General features: G+C 62.0%; 19 protein-coding genes. 9 read left to right on the top strand and 10 right to left on the bottom strand.

Annotated features, from left to right (window positions below; translation table 11 throughout):
* The first annotated feature begins 289 nt into the window (after positions 1-289).
* The 9 genes from DM872_RS07090 to DM872_RS07050 all read left to right on the top strand — a co-directional run bounded on the left by DM872_RS07090 (position 290) and on the right by DM872_RS07050 (position 10,444).
* Complete coding sequence (locus DM872_RS07090) at positions 290-2,005, top strand: bifunctional 3-(3-hydroxy-phenyl)propionate/3-hydroxycinnamic acid hydroxylase (RefSeq protein WP_179058795.1); 1,716 nt, start codon at positions 290-292, stop codon at positions 2,003-2,005.
* Position 2,006: 1 nt separating this feature from the next.
* On the top strand, positions 2,007-2,957 hold the full coding sequence (gene mhpB, locus DM872_RS07085) for a 3-carboxyethylcatechol 2,3-dioxygenase (protein ID WP_179058794.1): 951 nt from the start codon (positions 2,007-2,009) through the stop codon (positions 2,955-2,957).
* Between the two features lie 20 nt (positions 2,958-2,977).
* On the top strand, positions 2,978-3,835 hold the full coding sequence (locus tag DM872_RS07080) for an alpha/beta fold hydrolase (protein WP_179058793.1): 858 nt from the start codon (positions 2,978-2,980) through the stop codon (positions 3,833-3,835).
* A gap of 15 nt (positions 3,836-3,850) precedes the next feature.
* Entirely contained in the window at positions 3,851-4,645 is a 795-nt protein-coding gene (mhpD, locus tag DM872_RS07075) for a 2-keto-4-pentenoate hydratase (protein WP_179058792.1), read from the top strand.
* A gap of 18 nt (positions 4,646-4,663) precedes the next feature.
* On the top strand, positions 4,664-5,593 hold the full coding sequence (locus DM872_RS07070; protein ID WP_179058791.1) for an acetaldehyde dehydrogenase (acetylating): 930 nt from the start codon (positions 4,664-4,666) through the stop codon (positions 5,591-5,593).
* A gap of 11 nt (positions 5,594-5,604) precedes the next feature.
* Positions 5,605-6,621, top strand: coding sequence for a 4-hydroxy-2-oxovalerate aldolase (gene dmpG, locus DM872_RS07065; protein WP_179058790.1), 1,017 nt, complete (start codon positions 5,605-5,607; stop codon positions 6,619-6,621).
* Between the two features lie 162 nt (positions 6,622-6,783).
* Positions 6,784-7,995 (top strand): 3-(3-hydroxy-phenyl)propionate transporter MhpT, encoded by a 1,212-nt coding sequence (mhpT, locus tag DM872_RS07060; protein ID WP_179058789.1) that lies wholly within the window; start codon positions 6,784-6,786, stop codon positions 7,993-7,995.
* A gap of 59 nt (positions 7,996-8,054) precedes the next feature.
* Positions 8,055-9,125: an amidohydrolase family protein gene (locus DM872_RS07055; protein WP_179058788.1), complete on the top strand. Its 1,071-nt coding sequence runs from the start codon at positions 8,055-8,057 to the stop codon at positions 9,123-9,125.
* A 74-nt stretch (positions 9,126-9,199) separates the two neighbouring features.
* A complete protein-coding gene (locus DM872_RS07050; protein WP_179058787.1) occupies positions 9,200-10,444 on the top strand; it encodes an OprD family porin in 1,245 nt (414 codons plus the stop codon).
* 68 nt (positions 10,445-10,512) lie between these two features.
* Here the strand turns inward: DM872_RS07050 and DM872_RS07045 are convergent, their stop codons facing one another.
* The 10 genes from DM872_RS07045 to DM872_RS07000 form a co-directional block, all read right to left on the bottom strand.
* Positions 10,513-11,361, bottom strand: coding sequence for an SDR family NAD(P)-dependent oxidoreductase (locus DM872_RS07045; protein WP_179058786.1), 849 nt, complete (start codon positions 11,359-11,361; stop codon positions 10,513-10,515).
* 14 nt (positions 11,362-11,375) lie between these two features.
* Positions 11,376-12,404, bottom strand: a complete 1,029-nt coding sequence (gene dmpG, locus DM872_RS07040; RefSeq protein ID WP_179058785.1) for a 4-hydroxy-2-oxovalerate aldolase — start codon at positions 12,402-12,404, stop codon at positions 11,376-11,378.
* Positions 12,401-13,351, bottom strand: coding sequence for an acetaldehyde dehydrogenase (acetylating) (locus DM872_RS07035; protein ID WP_179058784.1), 951 nt, complete (start codon positions 13,349-13,351; stop codon positions 12,401-12,403). The genes dmpG (DM872_RS07040) and DM872_RS07035 overlap by 4 nt, the downstream gene beginning before the upstream one ends.
* 20 nt (positions 13,352-13,371) lie before the next feature.
* Complete coding sequence (locus tag DM872_RS07030) at positions 13,372-14,169, bottom strand: 2-keto-4-pentenoate hydratase (RefSeq protein WP_179058783.1); 798 nt, start codon at positions 14,167-14,169, stop codon at positions 13,372-13,374.
* On the bottom strand, positions 14,166-15,917 hold the full coding sequence (gene mhpA / locus DM872_RS07025) for a bifunctional 3-(3-hydroxy-phenyl)propionate/3-hydroxycinnamic acid hydroxylase MhpA (RefSeq protein WP_179058782.1): 1,752 nt from the start codon (positions 15,915-15,917) through the stop codon (positions 14,166-14,168). The genes DM872_RS07030 and mhpA overlap by 4 nt, the downstream gene beginning before the upstream one ends.
* Complete coding sequence (locus tag DM872_RS07020; protein WP_218649109.1) at positions 15,914-16,915, bottom strand: VOC family protein; 1,002 nt, start codon at positions 16,913-16,915, stop codon at positions 15,914-15,916. The genes mhpA and DM872_RS07020 overlap by 4 nt, the downstream gene beginning before the upstream one ends.
* A gap of 19 nt (positions 16,916-16,934) precedes the next feature.
* Positions 16,935-17,804, bottom strand: a complete 870-nt coding sequence (locus DM872_RS07015) for an alpha/beta fold hydrolase (RefSeq protein ID WP_179058781.1) — start codon at positions 17,802-17,804, stop codon at positions 16,935-16,937.
* Between the two features lie 214 nt (positions 17,805-18,018).
* Complete coding sequence (locus tag DM872_RS07010; protein WP_179058780.1) at positions 18,019-19,386, bottom strand: DUF1329 domain-containing protein; 1,368 nt, start codon at positions 19,384-19,386, stop codon at positions 18,019-18,021.
* Between the two features lie 15 nt (positions 19,387-19,401).
* On the bottom strand, positions 19,402-21,318 hold the full coding sequence (locus DM872_RS07005; protein ID WP_179058779.1) for a DUF1302 domain-containing protein: 1,917 nt from the start codon (positions 21,316-21,318) through the stop codon (positions 19,402-19,404).
* 377 nt (positions 21,319-21,695) lie between these two features.
* Complete coding sequence (locus tag DM872_RS07000) at positions 21,696-22,301, bottom strand: TetR/AcrR family transcriptional regulator (RefSeq protein WP_077521146.1); 606 nt, start codon at positions 22,299-22,301, stop codon at positions 21,696-21,698.
* Between the last annotated feature and the right edge of the window lie 283 nt (positions 22,302-22,584).

Here is a 22,584-nt window from a genome sequence, read left to right as displayed (position 1 = left end):
AAAACCCTGACCCAAGCGGGGACGAATCATGAAACCAGCGCACCTGACTGCCTTGCCTGCCGAGCCCTTCCGCGGACGTTTCGCCGTTCCCCGCGAGACGGCTCCCGCTGTCGAGTCCGCCTGCGACGTTCATCGCGTCCCGACTTCCCCTGATCTGCACGTCGGTGCCCGACGAAGGCACCGGTCAGCCATCCCGGCCTGACGCCCAACACCTCTAGCACTCCTGAATTTTCTTTCCCGCGGCCTCCCGCCAGGCCGTGGGCTGGGACCGGCTTGCCCGCTTTCCGGGATGCCGGGCTTCGCAACTCTGATCCACGCGGTGAGAACCATGAAAACAATGAACGCCAATCGACCCGACAACGCTCAACCTGCCGAGTACCACGCCGACGTGGTGGTGGTGGGCGCGGGCCCCGTGGGATTGACCATTGCCAACTACCTGGGCCAATCCGGCGTCGAGGTTCTGGTGATCGAGAAACTCGACAAGCTGATCGACTACCCGCGTGCTATCGGCATCGATGACGAATCCCTGCGCACCGTCCAGGCCATTGGCCTGGTGGACAAGGTCCTGCCGCACACCACGCCATGGCACGCGATGCGCTTCCTGACCCCCAAGGGCCGCTGTTTCGCCGATATTCAGCCGATGACCGACGAGTTCGGCTGGTCCCGCCGCAACGCCTTCATCCAGCCTCAGGTCGATGCGGTGTTGCATCAGGGCCTGTCGCGTTTCTCCAACGTGAAGGTGCTGTTCTCTCGCGATCTGGTCGGCTTCAGCCAGGACGCCGATGGCGTCAGCCTCGAGATGGACGGACCCAAAGGTCGCGAGAGCGTGCGTGCCAGCTACCTGGTGGCGTGCGATGGCGGCAACAGCTACGTGCGCCGCACCTTGGGTATTTCCTTCGAAGGCAAGACCGCGCCCAACCAGTGGATCGTCATCGACATCGCCAACGACCCGCTGGCCACGCCCAACGTCTACCTCTGCTGCGACCCGGTACGTCCCTACGTCTCGGCGGCGTTGCCTCATGGCGTGCGCCGTTTCGAATTCATGGTGATGCCCGGTGAGACCGAAGAGGAACTGGGCAAGCCGGAGAACATGCGCAAGCTGCTGGCCAAGGTGCTGCCGGACCCGGACCGCGTCGAGCTGATCCGCAAGCGCGTCTACACCCACAACGCCCGTCTGGCCGGGGAGTTCCGCGTCAAACGCATCGTCCTCGCCGGGGACGCCGCGCACATCATGCCGGTGTGGCAGGGCCAGGGTTACAACAGCGGCATGCGCGATGCCTGCAACCTCGCGTGGAAACTGGCCCTGGTGGTCAAGGGCCTGGCGGGTGAGGAGCTGCTGGACAGCTACCAGCAGGAGCGCCGCGACCACGCCAAGGCGATGATCGATCTGTCGGTACTGGCCGGGCATGTCCTGGCGCCGCCAAAGCGCTGGCAGGGCACACTGCGTGACGGCATTTCCTGGCTGTTGAACTACCTGCCGCCGATCAAACGCTACTTCCTGGAAATGCGCTTCAAGCCGATGCCGCAGTACCACCAGGGCGCGCTGGTGGCGGCAGGTTCCGAGGTGAAGGACTCCCCTGTGGGGCGGATGTTCATCCAACCGCGCGTTGTGGCTGACGGCGGCGAAGAGAAGCTGCTGGACGACGTGATCGGCAGCCACTTCGCGATCATCGCCTGGGGCGTGGACCCGACCTGGGGTCTGTCTGCCGAACAGGTGGCCTTCTGGCGGAATCTCGGCACTCGCTTCATCCAGGTGCTCCCGGAAACCCAGCTCAGGGCCGAGCGTGAGGTGGCGGAAGGGGTAATCCGCGTTGGCGATCACACGGGCCGCCTGAAGACCTGGTTCGGCTGCTACCCGGCTTCTATCGTGATCTTGCGTCCGGACCGTTTCGTCGCCGGCCTGGCCATTCCGCAGACCGTCGGCCGCACCTGCGACGCCCTGTCCCGCGCGCTCTCGGCGCTGCCCCAGATCAGCCAGCAGCCGCTGGCGAGCAAGGTGGCCTGAGATGAGTGCCCTGGTGCAATGCCTGTCCCACACACCACTGGTGGGCCACGTCGACCCGACGCCGGAGGTACTCGCCGAAGTCGATGCGGTCTTGGCCGAAGCCCGCGCTCGAATTGCTGAGTTCGGCCCGGAGCTGGTGGTGCTGTTCGCCCCGGACCACTACAACGGCTTTTTCTACGACGTGATGCCGTCCTTCTGCATCGGCATGGCCGCCGACGCCATCGGCGACTTCGGCACTGCCGCAGGCACCCTGAGCGTGCCGAAAGACATCGCCGAGGCCTGCGCCGACGCGGTGCTGGAGGCTGGCGTGGACGTCGCCGTGTCCTACCGCATGCAGGTGGACCACGGCTTTGCACAACCGCTGGAGCTGCTGCTTGGCGGCCTCGATCGTTGCCCGGTGATCCCGGTCTTCGTCAACTCGGTGGCCATCCCGCTGCCGAGTTTCCAGCGTGCCCGCCTGCTCGGCGAGGCCATCGGGCGCTTCGCCCGGACGCTGGACAAGAAGGTCCTGTTTCTCGGTTCCGGTGGGCTGTCGCACCAGCCGCCGGTGCCGGAACTGGCCAAAGTCGACGCCCGCATGGCCGACCGGCTGATGGGCAGCGGCCGAAACCTGCCGGCCGATGAACGCGAGGCTCGGCAACAGCGGGTGATCACCGCTGCCGAGCGCTTCGTGGAAGACCAGAACAGTCTTCACCCGCTGAACCCTGTCTGGGACCAGCAGTTCCTCGACACCCTCGCCGATGCCCGGCTGACTGAGCTGGATGGCCTTGGCAACGCCGAGCTTTCGGCCATCGCCGGCAAGTCCACCCATGAAGTGAAAACCTGGGTGGCCGCCTTCGCCGCGTTGTCCGCCTTCGGCCCTTATCAGGCTGAAGGCCACTACTACCGCCCGATCCCTGAATGGATCGCCGGCTTCGGCGCCCTTGGCGCCCGCCCGTTGGCGCATTCCTGAACCCTTCCGGAGAATCCGACATGTCTGCCATTACCGAAGCAACCACCAGCCAGTTCATCCGCATCCAGGAAGGCGAGCAGGAGCTGAACATCCACTTCAACGACTGCGGCCAGGGCGGCGAAACCGTGGTCATGCTCCACGGCTCCGGCCCCGGTGCCAGTGGTTGGGCCAACTTCAATCGCAACATCGAACCACTGGTGAACGCCGGTTTCCGCGTGATCCTGCTGGACTGCCCGGGCTGGAGCAAAAGCGATTCCATCGTCTGCAGCGGCTCTCGCTCGGACCTCAACGCCCGCATCCTCAAGGGCCTGGTGGATCAGCTTGACCTGGACCGGGTGCATATCGTCGGTAACTCCATGGGCGGTCACAGTGCCGTGGCGTTCGCCCTGAGCTGGCCGGAACGGGTCGGCAAGTTGGTGCTGATGGGCGGTGGCACCGGCGGCGCCAGCCCCTTCGTGCCGATGCCCACCGAGGGCATCAAGCTGCTCCAAGGCCTGTACCGCGAGCCGACCATCGACAACCTGAAGAAGATGATGAACGTCTTCGTCTATGACCCCAGCGACCTCACCGAGGCGCTGTTCCAGTCCCGTCTGGACAACATGCTGGCGCGCCGCGATCACCTGGAAAACTTCGTCAGGAGCCTTGCGGCCAACCCCAAGCAGTTCCCCGATTTCGGCGCGCGCCTGGCGGAGATCAAGGCCGAAACCCTGGTGATCTGGGGCCGCAACGACCGCTTCGTGCCCATGGACACCGGCCTGCGCCTGGTAGCCGGCATCCCCAACTCCGAACTCCACGTGTTCAACAACTGCGGCCACTGGGCCCAGTGGGAACACGCGGACAAGTTCAACCGCATGGTGCTGGACTTCCTCACCCACTGAGTCCCGAGGTGCGAGATGACCCTTTCCCGAGATTCCCTGGAACAACTGGCCGCTGGCCTGCGCACGGCTGAAGCCAACGGCGAGGCCATCGGCCCGTTGCGTGAGCGCATCGGCGAAGACAACGGCGAAGCCGCCTACGCCATCCAGCGCCTGAACGTGGCCCACGGCATTGCGGCCGGGCGTCGCGTAGTGGGCCGCAAGATCGGCCTGACCAATCCCAAGGTGCAGGCCCAACTGGGCGTGGACCAGCCGGACTTCGGCACCCTGTTCGCCGACATGAGCTACGGCGACAACGAAGTGGTGCCTTTCGGTCGCGTGTTGCAGCCGAAAATCGAGGCGGAGATCGCCCTGATCCTCGACCGTGACCTGCCGCGCGCCGACACCGGGTTTGCCGATGTCCTGGCCGCGACCGGCTGGGTATTGCCGGCCCTGGAGATCGTCGGCAGCCGCGTGGCGGGTTGGAACATCCGCTTCGTCGACACCGTGGCTGACAACGCCTCCAGCGGCTGCTTCGTGCTCGGCGGTCCGGCCCGTCGCCTTGACGCCCTGGACCTGCGCCAGGCCGCCATGCGCATGACCCGCAACGGCGATCTGGTGTCCAGTGGCAGCGGTGCCGAATGCCTCGGCCATCCGCTCAACGCCGCCGTCTGGCTGGCCCGCACCATGGCCCGATTGGGCGAACCACTAAAGGCCGGTGACCTGATCCTGACCGGCGCGCTGGGCCCGATGTCCGCCGTAGCTGCGGGCGACCGCTTCGAAACGGTGATCGACGGTATCGGCCAAGTGGCCGTCCAGTTCAGCGCCGACTGATTGCAGAGAGAACTCCCCATGAGCAAGAAACGCAAAGTCGCCATCGTCGGCTCCGGCAACATCGGCACCGACCTGATGATCAAGGTGCTGCGCAACGCGCAACACCTGGAAATGGGCGCCATGGTCGGTATCGACCCGGCGTCCGATGGTCTGGCCCGCGCAGCACGACTGGGCGTGGCCACTACCCATGAAGGCGTGGAAGGCCTGACCCGCCTGCCGATCTTCAACGAGATCGATTTCGTCTTCGACGCCACCTCGGCCTCCGCCCACGTGAAGAACGACGCCTTTCTGCGCAGCGTGAAGCCGGGGATTCGCCTGATCGACCTGACCCCGGCCGCCATTGGCCCGTACTGCGTGCCGGTGGTGAACCTGGAGCAGAACCTCCAGCAACTCAACGTCAACATGGTCACCTGCGGCGGCCAGGCCACCATCCCAATGGTCGCCGCCGTGTCCCGCGTGGCGAAGGTCCACTACGCCGAGATCATCGCGTCGATTGCCAGCAAATCCGCAGGCCCCGGCACCCGCGCCAATATCGACGAGTTCACCGAGACCACCTCGAAAGCCATCGAAGTGATCGGCGGGGCGGCCAAGGGCAAGGCCATCATCGTCATGAACCCGGCCGAACCGCCGCTGATGATGCGCGACACCGTGTTCGTGCTCTCGGAAGCAGCCGATCAGGCCAGGGTCGAGGCGAGCATCGAAGAAATGGCCGCCGCCGTGCAGGCCTATGTGCCGGGCTATCGCCTGAAGCAACGGGTGCAGTTCGATGAGGTCCACGACCTGAATATCCCCGGCCACGGCCGCTTCAGCGGGCTGAAGACCTCGATCTTCCTCGAAGTCGAAGGCGCCGCCCACTACCTGCCGAGCTACGCCGGCAACCTCGACATCATGACCTCCGCCGCGCTGGCCACCGCCGAGCGCATGGCGCAATCCATGCTCAAGGCTTGAGGAGACCGCCCATGAACGGCAAGAAGCTCTACATCTCCGACGTGACCCTGCGCGACGGCAGCCACGCGATCCGCCACCAGTACTCCATCCCGCAGGTGCAGACCATCGCCCGCGCCCTGGATGAGGCCAAGGTCGACGCCATCGAAGTCACCCACGGCGACGGCCTGCAGGGTTCGTCCTTCAACTACGGCTTCGGCGCCCACACCGACCTGGAGTGGATCGAAGCGGCTGCCGATGTCATTCAGCACGCGCGCCTGACCGTGCTGCTGCTGCCCGGCATCGGCACCGTGCACGACCTGAAGGCCGCCTATGACGCTGGCGCCCGTTCCGTACGGGTGGCCACCCACTGCACCGAGGCGGACGTGTCCAAGCAGCACATCGAATACGCCCGCAGCCTCGGCATGGACACCGTCGGCTTCCTGATGATGAGCCACATGATTCCGGCCGAGCAGCTGGCCGCGCAGGGCAAGTTGATGGAAAGCTACGGCGCCCAGTGCATCTACATGGCCGACTCCGGCGGCGCGATGAACATGAACGACATCCGCGACCGCATGCGCGCCTTCAAGGCGGTGCTCAAGCCGGAAACCCAGACCGGCATGCACGCCCACCACAACCTCAGCCTCGGCGTGGCCAACTCCATAGTCGCCGTAGAGGAGGGCTGCGACCGCATCGACGCCAGCCTCGCCGGCATGGGTGCCGGGGCCGGCAATGCGCCGTTGGAAGTCTTTATCGCCGCCGCCGAACGCCTGGGCTGGAACCACGGCACCGACCTCTACCGGCTGATGGACGCCGCCGACGACCTGGTGCGGCCGCTGCAGGACCGCCCGGTTCGGGTCGACCGCGAGACCCTCGGCCTCGGCTATGCCGGCGTCTACTCCAGCTTCCTGCGTCATGCCGAAGTGGCCGCCGAGAAATACGGGTTGAAGACCCTCGACATCCTCGTCGAGCTGGGCAAACGCCGGATGGTCGGCGGCCAGGAAGACATGATCGTCGACGTGGCCCTGGACTTGCTGGCGCGCCGGGCCTGAGGGCGGCAGCAACCTGTGGGGGCGAATTCATTCGCTAAGCAGGCCGCAGGTCTGCCTGTCGAGGTTTGAAGGGGGTAGCTGCGCTGCCCTCAGCGATTGAAATCGCCCCCACAAAAACAACACTGCGACTCCCTACAAAAACAATTACGGGTGCCTTGAATCATGATCGAAACCACTGCCCACGACTCCCGTCGTGTCTACACCACCATCGGCCTGTGCTTCCTGGTAGCGCTGATGGAAGGCCTCGACCTGCAGGCCGCCGGCATCGCCGCGCAAGGCATGGCGGCTGCATTCGAACTGTCGAAGATGCAGATGGGCTGGGTCTTCAGCGCCGGCATCCTCGGACTGTTGCCCGGCGCCTTCGTCGGTGGCTGGCTGGCCGACCGTGTCGGCCGCAAGGCGGTACTGATGGGCTCGGTGGCCCTATTCGGGCTGTTCTCTCTAGTCACCGCCCAGGCTTGGAGTCTTGAGAGTCTGTTATTGGCGCGTCTACTCACTGGCGTGGGCTTGGGTGCAGCCTTGCCCAACCTGATTGCCCTGACGTCTGAAGTGGCGGGCGAACGACTGCGTGGCTCAGCAGTGAGCATGATGTACTGCGGTGTGCCCCTGGGTGCGGCCCTGGCCGCCTGCATTGGCATCGCCGGCTTCAATGGTGGCTGGCAACTGGTGTTCTACGTTGGTGGGGTGGTGCCTCTGTTGATCGTGCCGCTGCTGGGCCTGTACCTGCCCGAATCCAGCCAGTTCCACCAGCGCAAGCTCGAACCGGTGCGCAGTGGCGTCTGGCATGGACTGTTCCGCGCGGGCGCGGCCCGTTCGACGCTGCTGCTCTGGGTCAGTTACTTCTTTACCTTGATGGTGGTCTACATCCTCATCAACTGGCTGCCTAGCCTGCTGGTGGGACAGGGCTACAGCCCCAGCCAGGCCAGTTGGGTGATGCTCGCGCTGCAACTGGGCGCGGCGGTCGGCACCCTGGCACTGGGCGCCTTGCTCGACCGACTGCCGCCTTGGGCCATGGCCGCGCTGATCTACGTTGGCATCCTCATTTCTCTGGCCGCCCTGGGCCTATCCCAGAGCTTCGACAGCATGCTGGTAGCCGGTTTCGTTGCAGGGCTTTTCGCCACGGGAGGGCAGGGTGTGCTCTATGCGATGGCACCACAGTTTTACGGCACCGAAGTGCGAGCCACTGGCGTTGGCAGTGCCGTGGCCGTCGGACGCCTCGGCGCCATGAGCGGTCCGCTGGTGGCCGGAAAGATGCTGGCTCTGGGCACAGGGACAGCCGGTGTGATGCTGGCGGCCGCTCCCGGAATCGTCATCGCAGGAGGGGTGGTTTTCTACCTCCTGAAGCGCAGTCAAGCCACCGCGACACCAGCCTGACATTCCGACTTCGCAATCACGTCGAACATGTATTACCTCGGTACAACAGGACAACAACAATGAACCGCAGAAACTTCATTTCTTCAGCAGGTGTAATTATCGGCGGCTCGGCCGTATTGGGTGCGCTTCCAGTCTCGGCAGCCAGCGCTACAGACACCGGCTCGTCACCTTTCCGCTCGGGAAGTATCAATGCGAAGGCACGTCGAGTGGATGTTCATCACCATTTCGTCCCTTCGTTCTGGGCCGAGGACCTTGCCAAGAACGGGGGGGACCCATCGGGCTGGAAGATGCCGAAGTGGAGCCCGGAATCGGATATCGAGTTCATGGATGAGTTGGGTATCGACGTTGCCATGCTGTCCCTCACGGCCCCAGGAGTGGCCGGCTGGAAAGGGCAGGCGGCGAGAGACATGGCAAGGCGTGTCAACGAGTACGCTGCAGGATTGGGCCAGGATTATCAGGGGCGTTTCGGCAGCTTCGTGACGCTGCCGATGCAAGATATCGACGGAGCTATCAAGGAACTCGACTACTGCCTTGGGCGTCTGAAAGCTGACGGTGTGATCCTGCTTTCCAATTACGAGGGCATCTATTTAGGCGACAAGCGCTTCGAACCGATCTGGGAAGAGCTGAACCGTCGCGAGGCCGTTGTCCTGGTACATCCAACCCAGCCGAAACTGGAACTGATTCCTGGGATTCCCGGACCTACAGTCGACTACCCATTCGACACTACACGTGCTGCGTTGAGTCTGTTGAGCAATCGCATAACGACGCGATTTTCTAAGGTTCGCATCATCCTGTCTCATGCCGGTGGCTTTATCCCATACGGCGCTGACAGGTTCGCCCAGAGTCTGGGCAATTTGGGCCTTGGCTTCACTCCAGACGAATTGATCGAGCAGATGCGTAGCTTCTACTTCGACACGGCCCTGTCCGCCAGCGCGACAGTTCTGCCAAGTCTCATGGCGTTCGCCAAGCCCGGCCATGTGCTGTTTGGCAGCGATATTCCGTATGCCATCAACCCGAAGGTCGAATGGTTTACGCGTCGACTCGATAACTACGAAGGCTTTGCCGCAGGGAATCTGGAAGCGATCAACCGCCAATCTGCCCTGCCGTTGTTCCCACGCCTATCCAAATAGTCGATTCAGGCCTATCCGCCCATTCGCGGGTAGGCCTTGAGTTTCCCTGTCTACAAATACAAGAACAGACAATCATGAACAGTCATGCCTCCATCGGCGTGATGCTGGCTGTGCTTTGCCATGGCGCTCACGCAAGCAGTTTCATAGCGGACAGTTCCGCGCAGCTTCAGGTTAGAAACTTCTATTTCGACCGGGACTTCCGTTCTGGTGCAGGGCAGTCCCAGGCTCAAGAGTGGGCGCAGGGATTCATTCTGAATCTTGCTTCTGGTTATACGGAGGGGCCTGTCGGTTTCGGACTCAATGCGGTGGGCATGCTGGGCATCAAGCTCGATTCCGGGCCAGGAAGAACGGGTACGGGTCTGTTGTCCTTCGATAGTGCAAGCCGCGAAGTCAACGACGAATACTCCAAGTTTGGTGTTGCGGGGAAGGTCAGGATCTCGAAGAGCGAGGTGCAGGTCGGCACCATGCAGCCGACGCTACCGGTAGCTCTGGCCAATACCATGCGACTCTTTCCCCCGTTACTGGAGGGGGCCTATTTGAAGTCGCAGGAAATTGACCGTTTAACATTGCATGCTGCAGCGTTTGATCGCATTACCCTCCGTGACTCGACCAACAGTGAACACTTCACGATCAGTAGTCCAAATCGACGCTTCAATGGGGCAGCCACGTCAGATGAGCTGAATGTCCTTGGTGCTGACTACCTCTGGAGCGATCAGCTATCCACGCGCTACTACCACGCCCAGCTGAAGAACCTCTACGTCCAGGACTATGTTGATGCGCTACACACCGTACCGTTTGGGCAGTACAAGCTGAAGAGTGACATCCGTGTCTTCAGTAGCCGCGAGGATGGAAAAGGAGCCGCGGGCAAGGTAGACAATCGGACGTTGAGCAGCATGTTCACGTTGCAGTCCGGGCCTCATGCCCTCGGCGTGGGCTATATGCAGCTTTGGGGCGACACCGCGCTGCCTTACGTTGGCGGCACCAGCGTCAATGTGAACTCGGAGGGGCTGTTGGTCAGTGAATTCGTGAATCCGAAGGAGCGCACCTGGCAGCTGCGTTACGACTACGACTTCGCAGCGTTTGGTGCTCCCGGTCTCCGTGCCATGTGGCGCTACGTGAAGGGAACCGACATAGAGCTTCCTGGCTTCGCCTCCTCTGTTGAGGAGTCTGAGCGCGACATCGAACTGGCCTATGCCGTACAGAGTGGTCCACTACGCGGTGTAGCCGTACGACTGCGCCAGGCGAACTATCAGAGCGATTTCGCCAGAGACGTGGATGAACTTCGCATCAACATCGATTACACGTTCAAGTTATGGTGAGGCGATAGAACTGGCCGACTGCGCCAACGCAGTCGGCCATCAGGAGCTTTCCATGGAGAAGGGCGCTATCACCTGGAGACCCACTCCTGGCTCAATTCCCAAAGCTTGGCAGCTAGAGCAACATCTTGCGCTACGGCGGATGGTTCGGCCTCCTTGCAGTCCACGTAGTACTGACCGCTCTGGTTGGTCAAGGTAGGTTCTGTTGCGCAGTACAGAGTGGTGGCTGCTCCATCAGATTCACTGCGCATGAATTGCTTGACTAGCCAGGCAGCTGGCGCGGGGAGGGCGCGCCAGACGTTGGTGGCAACGACACCAGGGTGCACTGCGTAGGTAGTCACTCCGCTCCCGTCCAGGCGCTTTGCCAATTCCCGTGTGAACAACAGATTGGCGAGCTTGGCTTCGGCATATTCCTTGAGTCCGGTCCGACTGGCCGTAGACTGACGTACAGCGCTCATGTCGATGGTCCGTGCATGGCGATGAGCTTTGCTGGAGACCATGACGACCCGCGCAGGCGCAGATTCCTTGAGGCTTTCGAGCAGGAGCTGTACCAGCAGGAAGTGGCCAACGTGACAGGTGCCGAATGTCAGCTCGAATCCGGATCTTGTCAGCCCGCGTTGGCCGGCCAGTCCGGCATTCCCCACCAACAGGTGCAGTGGAAGGCGAAGTTTGAGAAACGCCTCCGCGCAACGCCGTACGGAGTCCAGATCTGCAAGATCCAGTGGGATGTAGGCAGCTTTAGCGGTCCCATCGCTGGCTTGGGCAATTTCATCCAGGACGGGGCGAGTGCGTTCCGCCGAGCGACAGGCGAGAAACACTCGATAGCCTTGCAGTGCCAGCTCCCGTGCAGTGATACGGCCAATGCCGGAGTTGGCCCCAGTGATCAACGCCACCTTCCCATTGGGAATGACTTTACCCACGTACTTAGCTCCTTTCAGTGAGTCGCATGGTTCAGCTGCTTCACGAGATCCAAGGCCACGTCGACGATCATATCCTCTTGACCGCCGACCATGCGCCGTTTGCCCAGCTCGACGAGGATGTCGAGGGTTTTCAGCCCGTACTTCGCCGCCGCCACTTCGGCGTGGCGCAGGAAGCTCGAGTACACCCCGGCGTAGCCGAGACCTAGGGTCTCGCGGTCGACCCGAACCGGGCGGTCCTGCAGCGGCCGCACCAGGTCGTCGGCGGCATCCATCAGCCGGTAGAGGTCGGTGCCGTGGTTCCAGCCGAGGCGCTCGGCGGCGGCGATGAACACCTCCAGCGGCGCATTGCCGGCCCCCGCGCCCATGCCGGCGAGGCTGGCGTCAATGCGGTCGCAACCCTCCTCCACGGCGACGATGGAGTTGGCCACGCCGAGGCTCAGGTTGTGGTGGGCATGCATACCGGCCTGGGTTTCCGGCTTCAGCACCGCCTTGAAGGCGCGCATGCGGTCGCGGATGTCGTTCATGTTCATCGCGCCACCGGAGTCGGCCATGTAGATGCACTGCGCACCATAGCTTTCCATCAGCTTGCCCTGGGCGGCCAACTGCTCGGCCGGAATCATGTGGCTCATCATCAGGAAGCCCACGGTGTCCATGCCGAGCGAGCGGGCGTATTCGATGTGTTGCTTGGATACATCTGCCTCGGTGCAGTGGGTGGCCACGCGCACGGATCGGGCGCCGGCGTCGTAGGCAGCCTTCAGGTCGTGTACGGTGCCGATCCCAGGCAGTAACAGCACGGTCAGGGTGGCGTGTTCGATGACGTCTGCCGCCGCTTCGATCCACTCCAGATCGGTGTGGGCACCGAAGCCGTAGTTGAAGCTGGAGCCTTGCAGGCCGTCACCGTGAGTGACTTCGATGGCGTCCACCTTGGCCTGGTCCAGCGCGCGGGCGATGGCCTGAACCTGCTCGATCGAGTACCGGTGGCGAATCGCGTGGTTGCCGTCGCGCAGGGTCACATCGGAGATATAGAGCTTCTTCCCATTCATGCCTGATCCCCTCGTGAGCTTTTTAGTGACTGCGCCATCCGCTCGGCAGTGGCCAGCGCGGCAGAGGTCATGATGTCGAGATTGCCGGCATAGCTCGGCAGGTAGTGAGCAGCGCCTTCCACTTCGAGGAAGATGGAGGTCTTCAGCCCGCTGAAGCGGCCATGGCCGGGGATGTTCAGGTCCCGGACCTCGTCGAACTGCACCCGCTGCTTCAGCCGGTATCCCGGTACATAGGCCTGCACGGCGGCCGCCATGTCTTCGATGCTCGCTTCGACTTCAACTTGATCGGCGGCTGCGCTGAGTACGAACACGGTATCCCGCATCATCAAGGGCGGTTCGGCCGGATTCATGATGATGATCGCCTTGCCCTTGGCCGCCCCGCCGATCACTTGGATGGCCTTGCTGGTGGTTTCCGTGAACTCGTCGATATTGGCACGGGTCCCCGGGCCGGCGGACTTGCTGGCGATGGAAGCGATGATCTCGGCGTAGTGCACCTTTGCCACCCGCGACACCGCCGCCACCATGGGGATGGTGGCCTGGCCGCCGCAGGTCACCATATTCACGTTGAGCTCATTTCGATGCTCCTCCACGTTTACTACCGGAACACAGTAGGGGCCAATCGCCGCGGGGGTCAGATCGACCAGACGAATTCTGGGTTTGATGGCCCGCAGGAAGGCATCGTTTTTCACGTGGGCTGAAGCCGAGGTCGCATCGAAAACGAAGTCGATCTCGTCGAATATCGGCAGACGGGTCAGGCCTTCCACGCCCTCATGGGTTGTGGCCACGCCCAGTCGCGCGGCACGGGCCAGACCATCTGATGCTGGGTCGATACCCACCATGGCCCCCATTTCCAGGTGCTGGCCATGACGCATAACCTTGATCATCAGGTCGGTGCCGATGTTGCCGGAGCCGACAATGGCGACCTTGAGTTTCTTTTGACTGTTCATTCGGGTTTCCAGGATCAGGCTCAGTAAAACCGGCAGCTGACTTCGCCCAGGCGCGTCAGGCGTAGATGGAGGTGATCGTCGGCTTTGACCGGGGTCATCGGGCCCAGGGCACCGGAAAGCAGTACGTCGCCAGCCTTCAAGGGTCGGCCGACTTCGGCCATCGTGCGTGCCAACCACAGGCACGCATCCAACGGATTACCCAGGCAGGCGGCGCCAACGCCGATGGACGCCTGGGTACCGTTCTTCTCCAGCAGCATGCCCTCAAGACGCAGGTCCATCGCCGACAACCTGGTAGGTTGCTTGCCCAGCACGTAGAGCGCGGAGGAGGCGTTGTCGGCCACGGTGTCGACCAGGGTGATCTTCCAGTCGCGAATGGCCGAATCGACGATCTCGATCGCAGGGAGCAGGTACTCCGTGGCATGAAGCAATTCGGCCAAGGTGGTATCGGCATTGGGCAGGTCGCGGCCGAGCACGAAGGCAATTTCACCCTCGGCTTTGGGCTGGATCAGTCGGCTGCAATCGACAGACTCCCCGTCGGCGATTTCCATATCGGCGAAGAGCATGCCGAAGTCCGGACGATCGACGCCCAGTTGCTGTTGCACCGCTTGCGAGGTGAGACCGATCTTTCGGCCGACCAGACGGCAACCTTGTTCCAGTGCCTGTCGGGTATTGATCTCCTGAACCGCGTAGGCACCGGAAAGGCTATCTATGCCGAAAGTGCTGGAAATCTGGTCACAAGGCGTTCGGTCCTGGCGCGCCTGTCTCAGTGCGGCAGCAGCCTGCTCCAGGTGCTTCAGAGATTCCTGGATGTGGTTCATGCGCTTTTCCTCAGGGATGCGAAGCCGCTGTCACGGGTTGCCAGGTCCGGCCGCCAGCCCAGTTGGTCCCTCAACTCGGAAAGGGCTGCATCGAGGTCTTCGGCTTCAACCAGTCCGAAGACGAACTTGTCCGGACGGATGATGGCGACCGGTTGGTGTTTGCGGCCATTGCGGCGGAACCACTTGGCCAGGTCGCCGTCGGGCTCTTCGACTTCCACCAACCCATCAGGCGTCCGGCGATTCTCATGCAGGCCCTGGGGGCGGCCGCCGAAGGGATAGAGCGTCACGAAGCGGGTATCCAGCGCTTCAAGCATCTTCCGAGAGTCAGGCGAGAGGGCGTCCAGCGGATTGTTTTCCAATCCGATCAAGGCGTAGCCCTCACCCAGGATTTCATCGAGCAGGACTCGCTTGCCTTTGAATGTGCGTACCTGAGGCTGCGGAATCGGCGTGCCCTCGACACCCTTGCGTCCCTTGCGGCGGAGGCCGAGATAGGTGCCAGGCTTGTAGGTTGGGGTAGGTTTGAAACCGCCTTCGCGCAGCCATTGACCGGCGATTGGGGTGGCCTCGAGCACCTTGACCGCCAGGTTGCGAAGCGTGCTCGCCACCGGGTTGGACATGGAGACGAAATCTTTCATCAGCACCGAGATGTCGATCATCGACTTGGCATGGTGATATCGCTCGCTACCGTAGGTGTCGAGCAGTTTGTCGGTAGCCTGGCCCCGCAGTACCGCATCCAGCTTCCACGCCAGGTTGTAGGCGTCGCGTACACCCGAGCTCATTCCCTGGCCCATGAACTGGGGCGTCATGTGGGCGGCATCGCCGGCCAGGAACACGCGACCCTTGCGCCACTCGCGGGCTACCAGCGCATTGAAGGTGTAGACCAGGCGGCGTTTGACCTCGAACTTGTCGGGGTCGACGAAGCGGCTGATCAGCGCCCGTACGGTCGCCGGGTCCTCCATGTGTTCCTTGGTCTGACCGGGCATCAGCATGAATTCGAAACGGTGGAACCGGCCAGGCTGCGGGCAACTGACTACGGGACCTTGCGGATCGCAGACGAAGTTGAAGTAAGGGATGTGGCGCAAGGCGTCTTCGCCTTGCTTCATTTCCAGGTCGACCACCAACCAGGGCTCAGGGAAGTTCTTGCCATCCATGCCAATACCGAGCTTTTCCCGCACGGTGCTGCGGCCGCCGTCGGCACCGACCAGGTAGCGTGCCTTCAGGGTGACAGGCGCGGGATCGCTGTCGGCTTCAACACGCGCATCGCTACCGTCCGAGAAGCGGTAGCTACGGGTGGCCTGGTGGGTGAGGGTGACGAACTCACCTTCCTGCTGAAAGTCCACCAGTTCCCGGCCACGCAGCACCTGCACCTGCGGATAGCGCGAAAGCAGTTCGCTGAGCTTGGTCTCCATCCAGGGCTGGTAAAGGAAATTGATCACGGGCCAGCCGAACGGACGCTTGAGTTGCCAGTAGCGTCCGATCACGCGGCCGTCGGCATGGGTCCACTGGGCGGGAGTATCCACCTGCATATCCTGGGCGAGCTCGTTGGCCACCCCCGCCGACTGCATCACCCGCATGCACTCGTCGTCGGTGTAGACAGCCCGTGCATTGCCGTAGAAGGCCGGTTCACGCTCAAGTACCAGTACGGAAAGGCCGCGTTTGCCCAGCAGGTGCGCGAGGGTGGCGCCCGTCGGGCCGAGACCGGCAATGACCACGTCTATGAGCTTGTTGTCGTTGTTGTAGCTGTTCATTTCGAATGCGACTCCTGCAGCGGGGAGTACTCAGGGGAGAGCAGCGAGCGCAGGCCGCGCCCGAAATTGCCCAGATTGGTGGAAAGCTTGTTCCAGGTCCCCGTCTTCTCGGGGCGATGTCCCCACAGGCTGATGCCCTGGTGTGTGGTGGGCTGCCAGGAGCGCTCATCCACTTCCAGTGCGTTCCAGCCAAGCTCGATTTCGAAGCCGGAAGGGCAGAGGACATAGAAGGACTGTTCGCGATCGTTCGGGTGCTCGCCGATTTCATGGGCCATCTCGAAGCCCAAGGCGCGGCAGCGCAGGAAGGCATCGGTGAGTTCGCTTACCGAGGTCGTCAGCAGATTCATGTGCTGCGCCTTGGTGCGGATCGGGTCCATTGGCAGACCACGGACCTGGGCGATCGCGATGGAGTGGTGGCGTGGATTGACCCGGAAGAAGTCGATGTCCACGGTGACGCCCGCCAGTTGCTCGACAATGCTGTCGCTCTGGCGTGCATCGAAAATTTCCTGCCAGAAACGACGCATGGCCTTGCCCCGGCGACTGGTGATCGCCAGGTGGCCCATGCCAGCCTCGCCGGTAATGAAACCGGCGCAGAGCATGTCGAGTGGCTCGTCGGTGGTCAGCGGCTCAATGAACAGTTCGATGGCCAAACGCTTGGGGCCGATAATCCGCCAGAAATGCGCCACGCCCCGTACCGCTGCTTCTCGCACAGAGCTGGCCTGGACCGCGATTCCGCGTGCCTTCAGGCGCTGCAGCACAATGTCGAGCGTCGCCTGGTCGCGCAGTTGCCAACCCACGGCGACAAAGTCTTCTGCCGGCCCGCGCTGGATGATGACCCGGCGTTGATGCGCGTCCATGCGGAAGGCCAGGGAGTCCCGGTCCGCATGCTGCAGATGGAGCCCGATGCCATCCTTGAGGAAGGTCTTCCAATGGTCGATCCGATTCGACTCGATCAGCGCATAGCCCATGCTGCTGGCGCCGAAAATATCCTGATTCATCTGCACGACTCCTCGGGGATCAGGCCGGAACCCGGTTCATCAGGAACCCGGTGGTAACCGCGTTGAACTCTTCCGCACGCTCCCACTGCACCCAGTGCCCGGTTTTGTTGAACAGGTAGAGGTCGCAGTTCGGCATGCGTTTTTGCAGCGTTTCGCCGCCGCTCGGACGGTTCACCTTGTCAGCGGTGCCCCAGAGCACCAACGTGGGGACCTGGCACTGCGCCAGTCGGGCATCACGGGTGAAATCCATGCGCAGTGCTGCTTTCAGACCCTTGGGGCGGCGCAGTGGTGGGGCGGCGACAACTTCCGGGTCAATGCTGGAGCGGAAGCGTTCTTCAATCATCGCGTCTGACACCTGGCTGCCGTCGTACACCAGGTACTCGCGGATGAAGCGGGTGATCTTTTCCAGCGTGGGGCCTTCGCCGCTGTAATAGTTCAGCAACTGGTTGAGACCCGGAGTGGGAAGGCTGCGAGTGGTGTTGATACCGCCGGGGCCCATCAGCACGAGGGCGGAAACACGTTTGGGGGCGTCTAGTGCCATGCGAAGCGCACAGGCTCCGCCCAGGGAGTTGCCGACCACGTGGGCACGCTTAATTTCCAGCGCGTCGAGCAGTCCGAGCATCGCGCTGGCCAGGTCGCCGAAGGGGTCGTCGCGATTCACCCCCTTGGTGGACTTGCCGTAACCCGGCATGTCCGCGACCAACACGCGAAAGTGCTTGGCAAGGGCTTCGATATTTTTCGAATAGTTGGACAGACCAGACGCGCCGGCACCGCCGCCGTGAAGCATGAGCAGCGGATAACCCTGTCCCAGTTCGTTGATGAAGATCTGGCGTTTGCCGACGGTCACACAGCGGGAGGTGATCTTGGGAATGGCTTCGTTGCTGCTCATGGCGCGCTGCTCTCTGATGGAAGATGAGTCGCTCTGTTAGCGATGATATTCATGTCTATATTTGAACACAACTGTTCATTTGGTGGATAAAGCTTGCCCACACACAGAGCTCCTGTTTGGAGCCCGTCATCCCTAGGTGGTGTCGGGCCTGGTAGAAAAGGCCGCCCCGAAGGGCGGCAAGGTCTTGGGCTTTTGGCCTTCGACGGAGTAGTCGTCAGCGGACTCCCGCACTGCGCAATGCCGCTGCGGTGTACTCGGCGGAACTGGCGTTCAGACCGAACTCGATCGGCTGCTTCTCCTCGTTGCGCATCCCGGAAACGATGTAGCGGCCGTTGATCAGGTCATACAGCGCTTCGGTACCCAGCCAGGCGATCTGCAGGTCATACATCGGCTCCATGTGACCTTCGGCAGTGCGCCACAGGGTGCCGCGGGAGTCGTAGTGATCCGCCAGGGCGATTTGCCAGGTGTCTTCATCGATGTAGAAGACGCGCTTGGCATAGACGTGGCGCTCGCCCGGCTTGAGCGTTGCCTCGACCTGCCAGACACGGTGAAGCTCATAACGGGTCAGGTCGGAGTTGATGTGGCCGGGTTTGACGATATCCGTGTACTTGAGGTTCGCCGCGTCGAGCTTGAAGCTGTTGTAGGGGATGTAGACCTCGCGCTTTCCCACCAACTTCCAGTCGTAGCGGTCCGGCGCTCCGTTGTACATGTCCAGGTTATCGGCGACACGCTGGCCTTCGGAGGCAGGGTAGGGGCCGTCGTAGGAAATCTGCGGTGCACGTCGCACACGGCGCTGACCGGCGTTATAGATCCACGCCATGCGCGGTTCTTTCACCTGGTTCAGTGTTTCGTGTACCAGCACGACGTCTCCCGCCAGACGCGCAGGCGCTGTGACCAACTGCTTGTAGTAAAAGAGCACGTTGCCCGGGTTGGCCGGGTCGAAGTCGGCGACGCGATCACGGAAGGTGAGTTCCTGCTTGAAGTACACCGGCACGAAGGTGCCATTGGCCAATGGCGTCGCTTGTACGTGGACCCGCTTGGCGCTGCCGCCGCGATAGCGGGTGATATGGTTCCACACCACTTCCAGGCCGTTCTGGGGGATAGGGAAGGGCACGGCGGTGGAGAAGTTCTCCAGCCCATTGCCGCCATCCACCATGGTGGTTTTGGTCGCGTTTTCCTTTGCGGCCTTGTAGACGAAGTCCGGAGCGTTCGCGGTGCGGTGGCTGGGGTAGACGGGCAGATGGTAGGTGTCCGGATAGCGCTTGAGCATCGCGACTTGGCCAGGCGTCAGTTGGTCCTGGTACTGCGCCATGTTCTGGGCGCTGATGGTGAACAGCGGCTTCTCAGATACGAAAGGATCACTGAGGAAGCCGGCTGCATCCCGATTGCCGGAGTCCTTGGGCAATCCGCCGCTCCAGGCCGGAATGGTGCCGGCGGCATTGCCGGCCATTTCCGCTCCCAGCGGGGTGAGAGAGGTACCCAACTGCCCAGCCTGTTCCGCACTGACGGCAGCTTGGGTGGATTGGCAGGTAAGGCTCAGGCTCAGCGCAAGCGAGTGCGCCAGGATGATCGTCTTATTCATGCTTATGATCTCCGCTTAGAACGACACGCCAAAACTCAGGGCAACGAAGTCGCGATCGATGCTCGAGTTGTAATCACCGCCGAAGAAGTTGGTGTAGGAAAGGCCGGCGGAATAGGTGCTTAGGTAGCTGGCATCCAAGCCGAGGCTGATGGCTTTAGCGCCTTCGTTGAACAGCCCGTTGGGACCGTAGCCATCAACGTCGTGGGACCAGGCGATGCTGGGTTTCAACTCGATGCCCGGGATCACGTTGTTGTATTCCCAGATGGCGCGAGCGCGATAACCCCAGGACGTGCTGGTGACGAAGCCATCGTCCTCGCAGTACTTGCTGACGTTCTCCGCGGTCGCGCTACCCAGGGTCTGGGCGTTGAAGGCCTGGCAGCCTCCGCCTGGCAGCGGGCCGGGACCGAAGATGGGGTCGCGCCCGTAGCGAACCTTGCTGGAGCTTTCCAGACCACCGACATGGGTGATGCCAAGCTCACCTACTAGGGTCAGGCGATCAGCACCCATGACCTGGTCAAAGAAGTGGGTGAAAGTGGTCTGGAACTGGCTGATTTCCTTGCGCCGGTAGCCGTGCTGGGTGGCGCCAGGGGTAGCCGTGAGCAGCGAGGCGTTTGGTGCCAGTGGACTCAGACCGGATAGCAGGACATCAGTGACGTTAAGCTGAACGGGGGCGTTTGGTCGGTAGCTGAATTCCCCGCTCCAGGCGGTACCGGTAGGGAGTGTGGTCGAGAAGCTCAGGCCATAGAGACGAATGTCTTCGGGGTACTCCATGAAGTACTGGCTACTGCCGATCACGGCCAGGGGTAGCAGACTCTGGGCCAGTAGCGCGGCAGCTGGTACAGGAATGCCCGCACCCGCCAACGATCCGACGAGACCCGCACCACTATATGCACTGGCCGGAGCGGCAGATGCACTGAATACCGGGGTCCGGCTGTGGTAGTTCATGAAGTAGGCGCCGAACTCGGTGTCCAGCGTCTCGGAGAAGTAACGCAGTGCAGTGCCCCACTGGCCACTGTCACGAGCGTCCACATCCCCGCCACGCGGGACGATGACACCTTCGTCCGGATTTCCCCAGGTCACGCCTCGAGCATTCAGGACATTCATCGCTGCATTGCGGAAAGGCGCCGGCAGTGCATTACGCACCTGCTGTTCGGTACGCAACACAGCGAGATTCTGGTCGCAGCCATCGGCTACCACATCGGTGGAGGAGAAGAAGGTGCCGCAGTTGTCGATGACGGTCTGGTCCCATTCCAGCTGATAGAAGACTTCGGCCGAGAGATTGTCGGTGAGGCTCTGGGACACGTAGAACATGTTCACCGGGATCAAGCCTTCCTTGATCTCGGAACCGGGGCGACGAAACGCAGAGACGTCGATCGGGTTGATGGAGTTGATGCTGTTGCCGATGAAGGTGCTCTCACCCCAGCTCACCACCTGCTTGCCCAGACGCACGCTGCCCGGCAGGTCGGCTAGTTGATAGTTGTGGTAGACGAAGGCGTCGAGCAATTGCGCGCCGGAGGACTTGGCGCCTTCCTTGCGGCCGCTGTCGTCGATGTCCTTGAACGGACGGCTCTCGTCCTTCAGCTCGAAGTCGTACCAGTACTTGCCACGGAGGAAGACACCGGTATCGCGGTACTTCAGTTCGAGGTCATGGATGCCCTTGAAGATCTTCGAGAAGGTCTCGCCCTTCTTGAAGTTCAGGCGACCGTCATCACCCGCCTGTGACAGACCGTCTCCACCGTTGTTTGCGCCAATCAGATCCGGGTCTGGACTCTGCGTCGACCAGCTGGCACCGACCGACAGGTTGGAATCGAACTGTCCTTCGATCTCACCGATCTTGAAGCTGACAGCCTGAGCCGGGGCGCAGATGCAAGTCGCCAGGCTAACTGCACATGCAAGGCGGGCGGGTTGCCACGGGGGTCGTTTCGTTGTCATGCCTTCGCTACCTCTTGTTTTTGTATTAAGTGCGCTTGCTTTTTTCGGGACGTGAGAAGCCGTCCAGTTCATCGAGCAATCGATGAATCCGTACTCTTGATTCGCGGGAAATTGGGCGTTGGCGAGAAAGCTAGGGTCGTAACGTCATGCCATGAGCTCCAGGCCTCGGTGCCTGACGGTGCGCCGGGGTGTTCAGCTCGATAGGGCGCGTCGGAGCGGGCTGAAGTAAGCGGTCATACCTTGGAGCAGGGACGCTTGGACGAGGGGGTAGGGGAGGCGCGTCGTCGCTTTCATTGTTGTTGTCTCCGACTTTCTACAGGCAAAGGGAACCCGGCCCCTCTGAGAGGGGTGATTGAAGTGCGGGTTATCCGATGGGGTTACTCGGGTGGGGGCAGTGCCGGAAGCTCTTTCGCGGCAAGTGCCTGGGCTTCCTTGATACCGATGCCCAGGGCCCTCAGTACCAGTTCGGCGGCATCCGAACCGGCATCCCTCCAGGTCTTGTGCCCCTCCAGCACAAGAAGCATCCCGGTCAGTACTACGCCGCCCATCATGGCGACCACTGACGTCAGTTGCTCCTGGCGGAAATCGTAGCGATGCAGGGCCAGACCACTGAGGATGTCCTGCACGGGTGGGCCACTCCAGAGCTCGCGCAATGTGGCGCTGGTTGCGGCGTAACGCACGATGAATCGGCCCCAATAGGGCTCTTCGTGAGCGCGACGCATGTAAAAGCGAATCCCGTTTGCCAGACGCTGGGCGGGATCCATGTCTGGATGCGCGCTCCTGGCGACCCGAAGGTTCATCTCGCCGCTCAATTGCGACGCAACATCCTCGAACAGTGATTCAACCGAGCTGAGGTTGTTGTAGATGGTGCCGCGGGCGACCCCGGCGACCTGCGCCAGCTCGCTGACATTCACCTCGCCAATGCTCTTCTCGGCGAACAGACGCAGTGCCGCGTCATGGATACGTTTCTGAACCGGGCTCATGGATCAGGCACAGCCTCTCATCAAGATGCAATGGCTGCATTGAACACTTGTGTTTAAGTCGAGTCAATAGCGTTTTTTTGCGCGTCGCATCATCTGACAATGCCTGCTGCGTATGTAACACCCGTGTGACGCAGCCTGCGGAAGCCAAGAGTCGCTTCCAGAAGCTCGGTTTCCGCCAGTCGTCCGGTTGGCGGGAGAGCGTTGCTCTGATTGACAGAATTGAACGCTAATGTTCACCATTGCTCTGTCGTGTTGTTGCTTCTGGCTCCTATCCCGCTTCAGT

The sequence above is a fragment of the Pseudomonas taiwanensis genome (genome assembly GCF_013393345.1).
Lineage (GTDB): Bacteria > Pseudomonadota > Gammaproteobacteria > Pseudomonadales > Pseudomonadaceae > Metapseudomonas > Metapseudomonas resinovorans_C.
The sequence above is the reverse complement of the archived record's forward strand: the minus strand, read 5'-3'. Positions and strand labels throughout refer to the sequence as shown.

Coding starts and splice junctions, on each gene's coding strand:
- DM872_RS07090 (WP_179058795.1), top strand. CDS start 290: ATGCCGGGCTTCGCAACTCTGATCCACGCGGTGAGAACCATGAAAACA.
- mhpB (WP_179058794.1), top strand. CDS start 2,007: ATGAGTGCCCTGGTGCAATGCCTGTCCCACACACCACTGGTGGGCCAC.
- DM872_RS07080 (WP_179058793.1), top strand. CDS start 2,978: ATGTCTGCCATTACCGAAGCAACCACCAGCCAGTTCATCCGCATCCAG.
- mhpD (WP_179058792.1), top strand. CDS start 3,851: ATGACCCTTTCCCGAGATTCCCTGGAACAACTGGCCGCTGGCCTGCGC.
- DM872_RS07070 (WP_179058791.1), top strand. CDS start 4,664: ATGAGCAAGAAACGCAAAGTCGCCATCGTCGGCTCCGGCAACATCGGC.
- dmpG (WP_179058790.1), top strand. CDS start 5,605: ATGAACGGCAAGAAGCTCTACATCTCCGACGTGACCCTGCGCGACGGC.
- mhpT (WP_179058789.1), top strand. CDS start 6,784: ATGATCGAAACCACTGCCCACGACTCCCGTCGTGTCTACACCACCATC.
- DM872_RS07055 (WP_179058788.1), top strand. CDS start 8,055: ATGAACCGCAGAAACTTCATTTCTTCAGCAGGTGTAATTATCGGCGGC.
- DM872_RS07050 (WP_179058787.1), top strand. CDS start 9,200: ATGAACAGTCATGCCTCCATCGGCGTGATGCTGGCTGTGCTTTGCCAT.
- dmpG (WP_179058785.1), bottom strand. CDS start 12,404: ATGAATGGGAAGAAGCTCTATATCTCCGATGTGACCCTGCGCGACGGC.
- DM872_RS07035 (WP_179058784.1), bottom strand. CDS start 13,351: ATGAACAGTCAAAAGAAACTCAAGGTCGCCATTGTCGGCTCCGGCAAC.
- DM872_RS07030 (WP_179058783.1), bottom strand. CDS start 14,169: ATGAACCACATCCAGGAATCTCTGAAGCACCTGGAGCAGGCTGCTGCC.
- mhpA (WP_179058782.1), bottom strand. CDS start 15,917: ATGAACAGCTACAACAACGACAACAAGCTCATAGACGTGGTCATTGCC.
- DM872_RS07020 (WP_218649109.1), bottom strand. CDS start 16,915: ATGAATCAGGATATTTTCGGCGCCAGCAGCATGGGCTATGCGCTGATC.
- DM872_RS07015 (WP_179058781.1), bottom strand. CDS start 17,804: ATGAGCAGCAACGAAGCCATTCCCAAGATCACCTCCCGCTGTGTGACC.
- DM872_RS07010 (WP_179058780.1), bottom strand. CDS start 19,386: ATGAATAAGACGATCATCCTGGCGCACTCGCTTGCGCTGAGCCTGAGC.
- DM872_RS07005 (WP_179058779.1), bottom strand. CDS start 21,318: ATGACAACGAAACGACCCCCGTGGCAACCCGCCCGCCTTGCATGTGCA.
- DM872_RS07000 (WP_077521146.1), bottom strand. CDS start 22,301: ATGAGCCCGGTTCAGAAACGTATCCATGACGCGGCACTGCGTCTGTTC.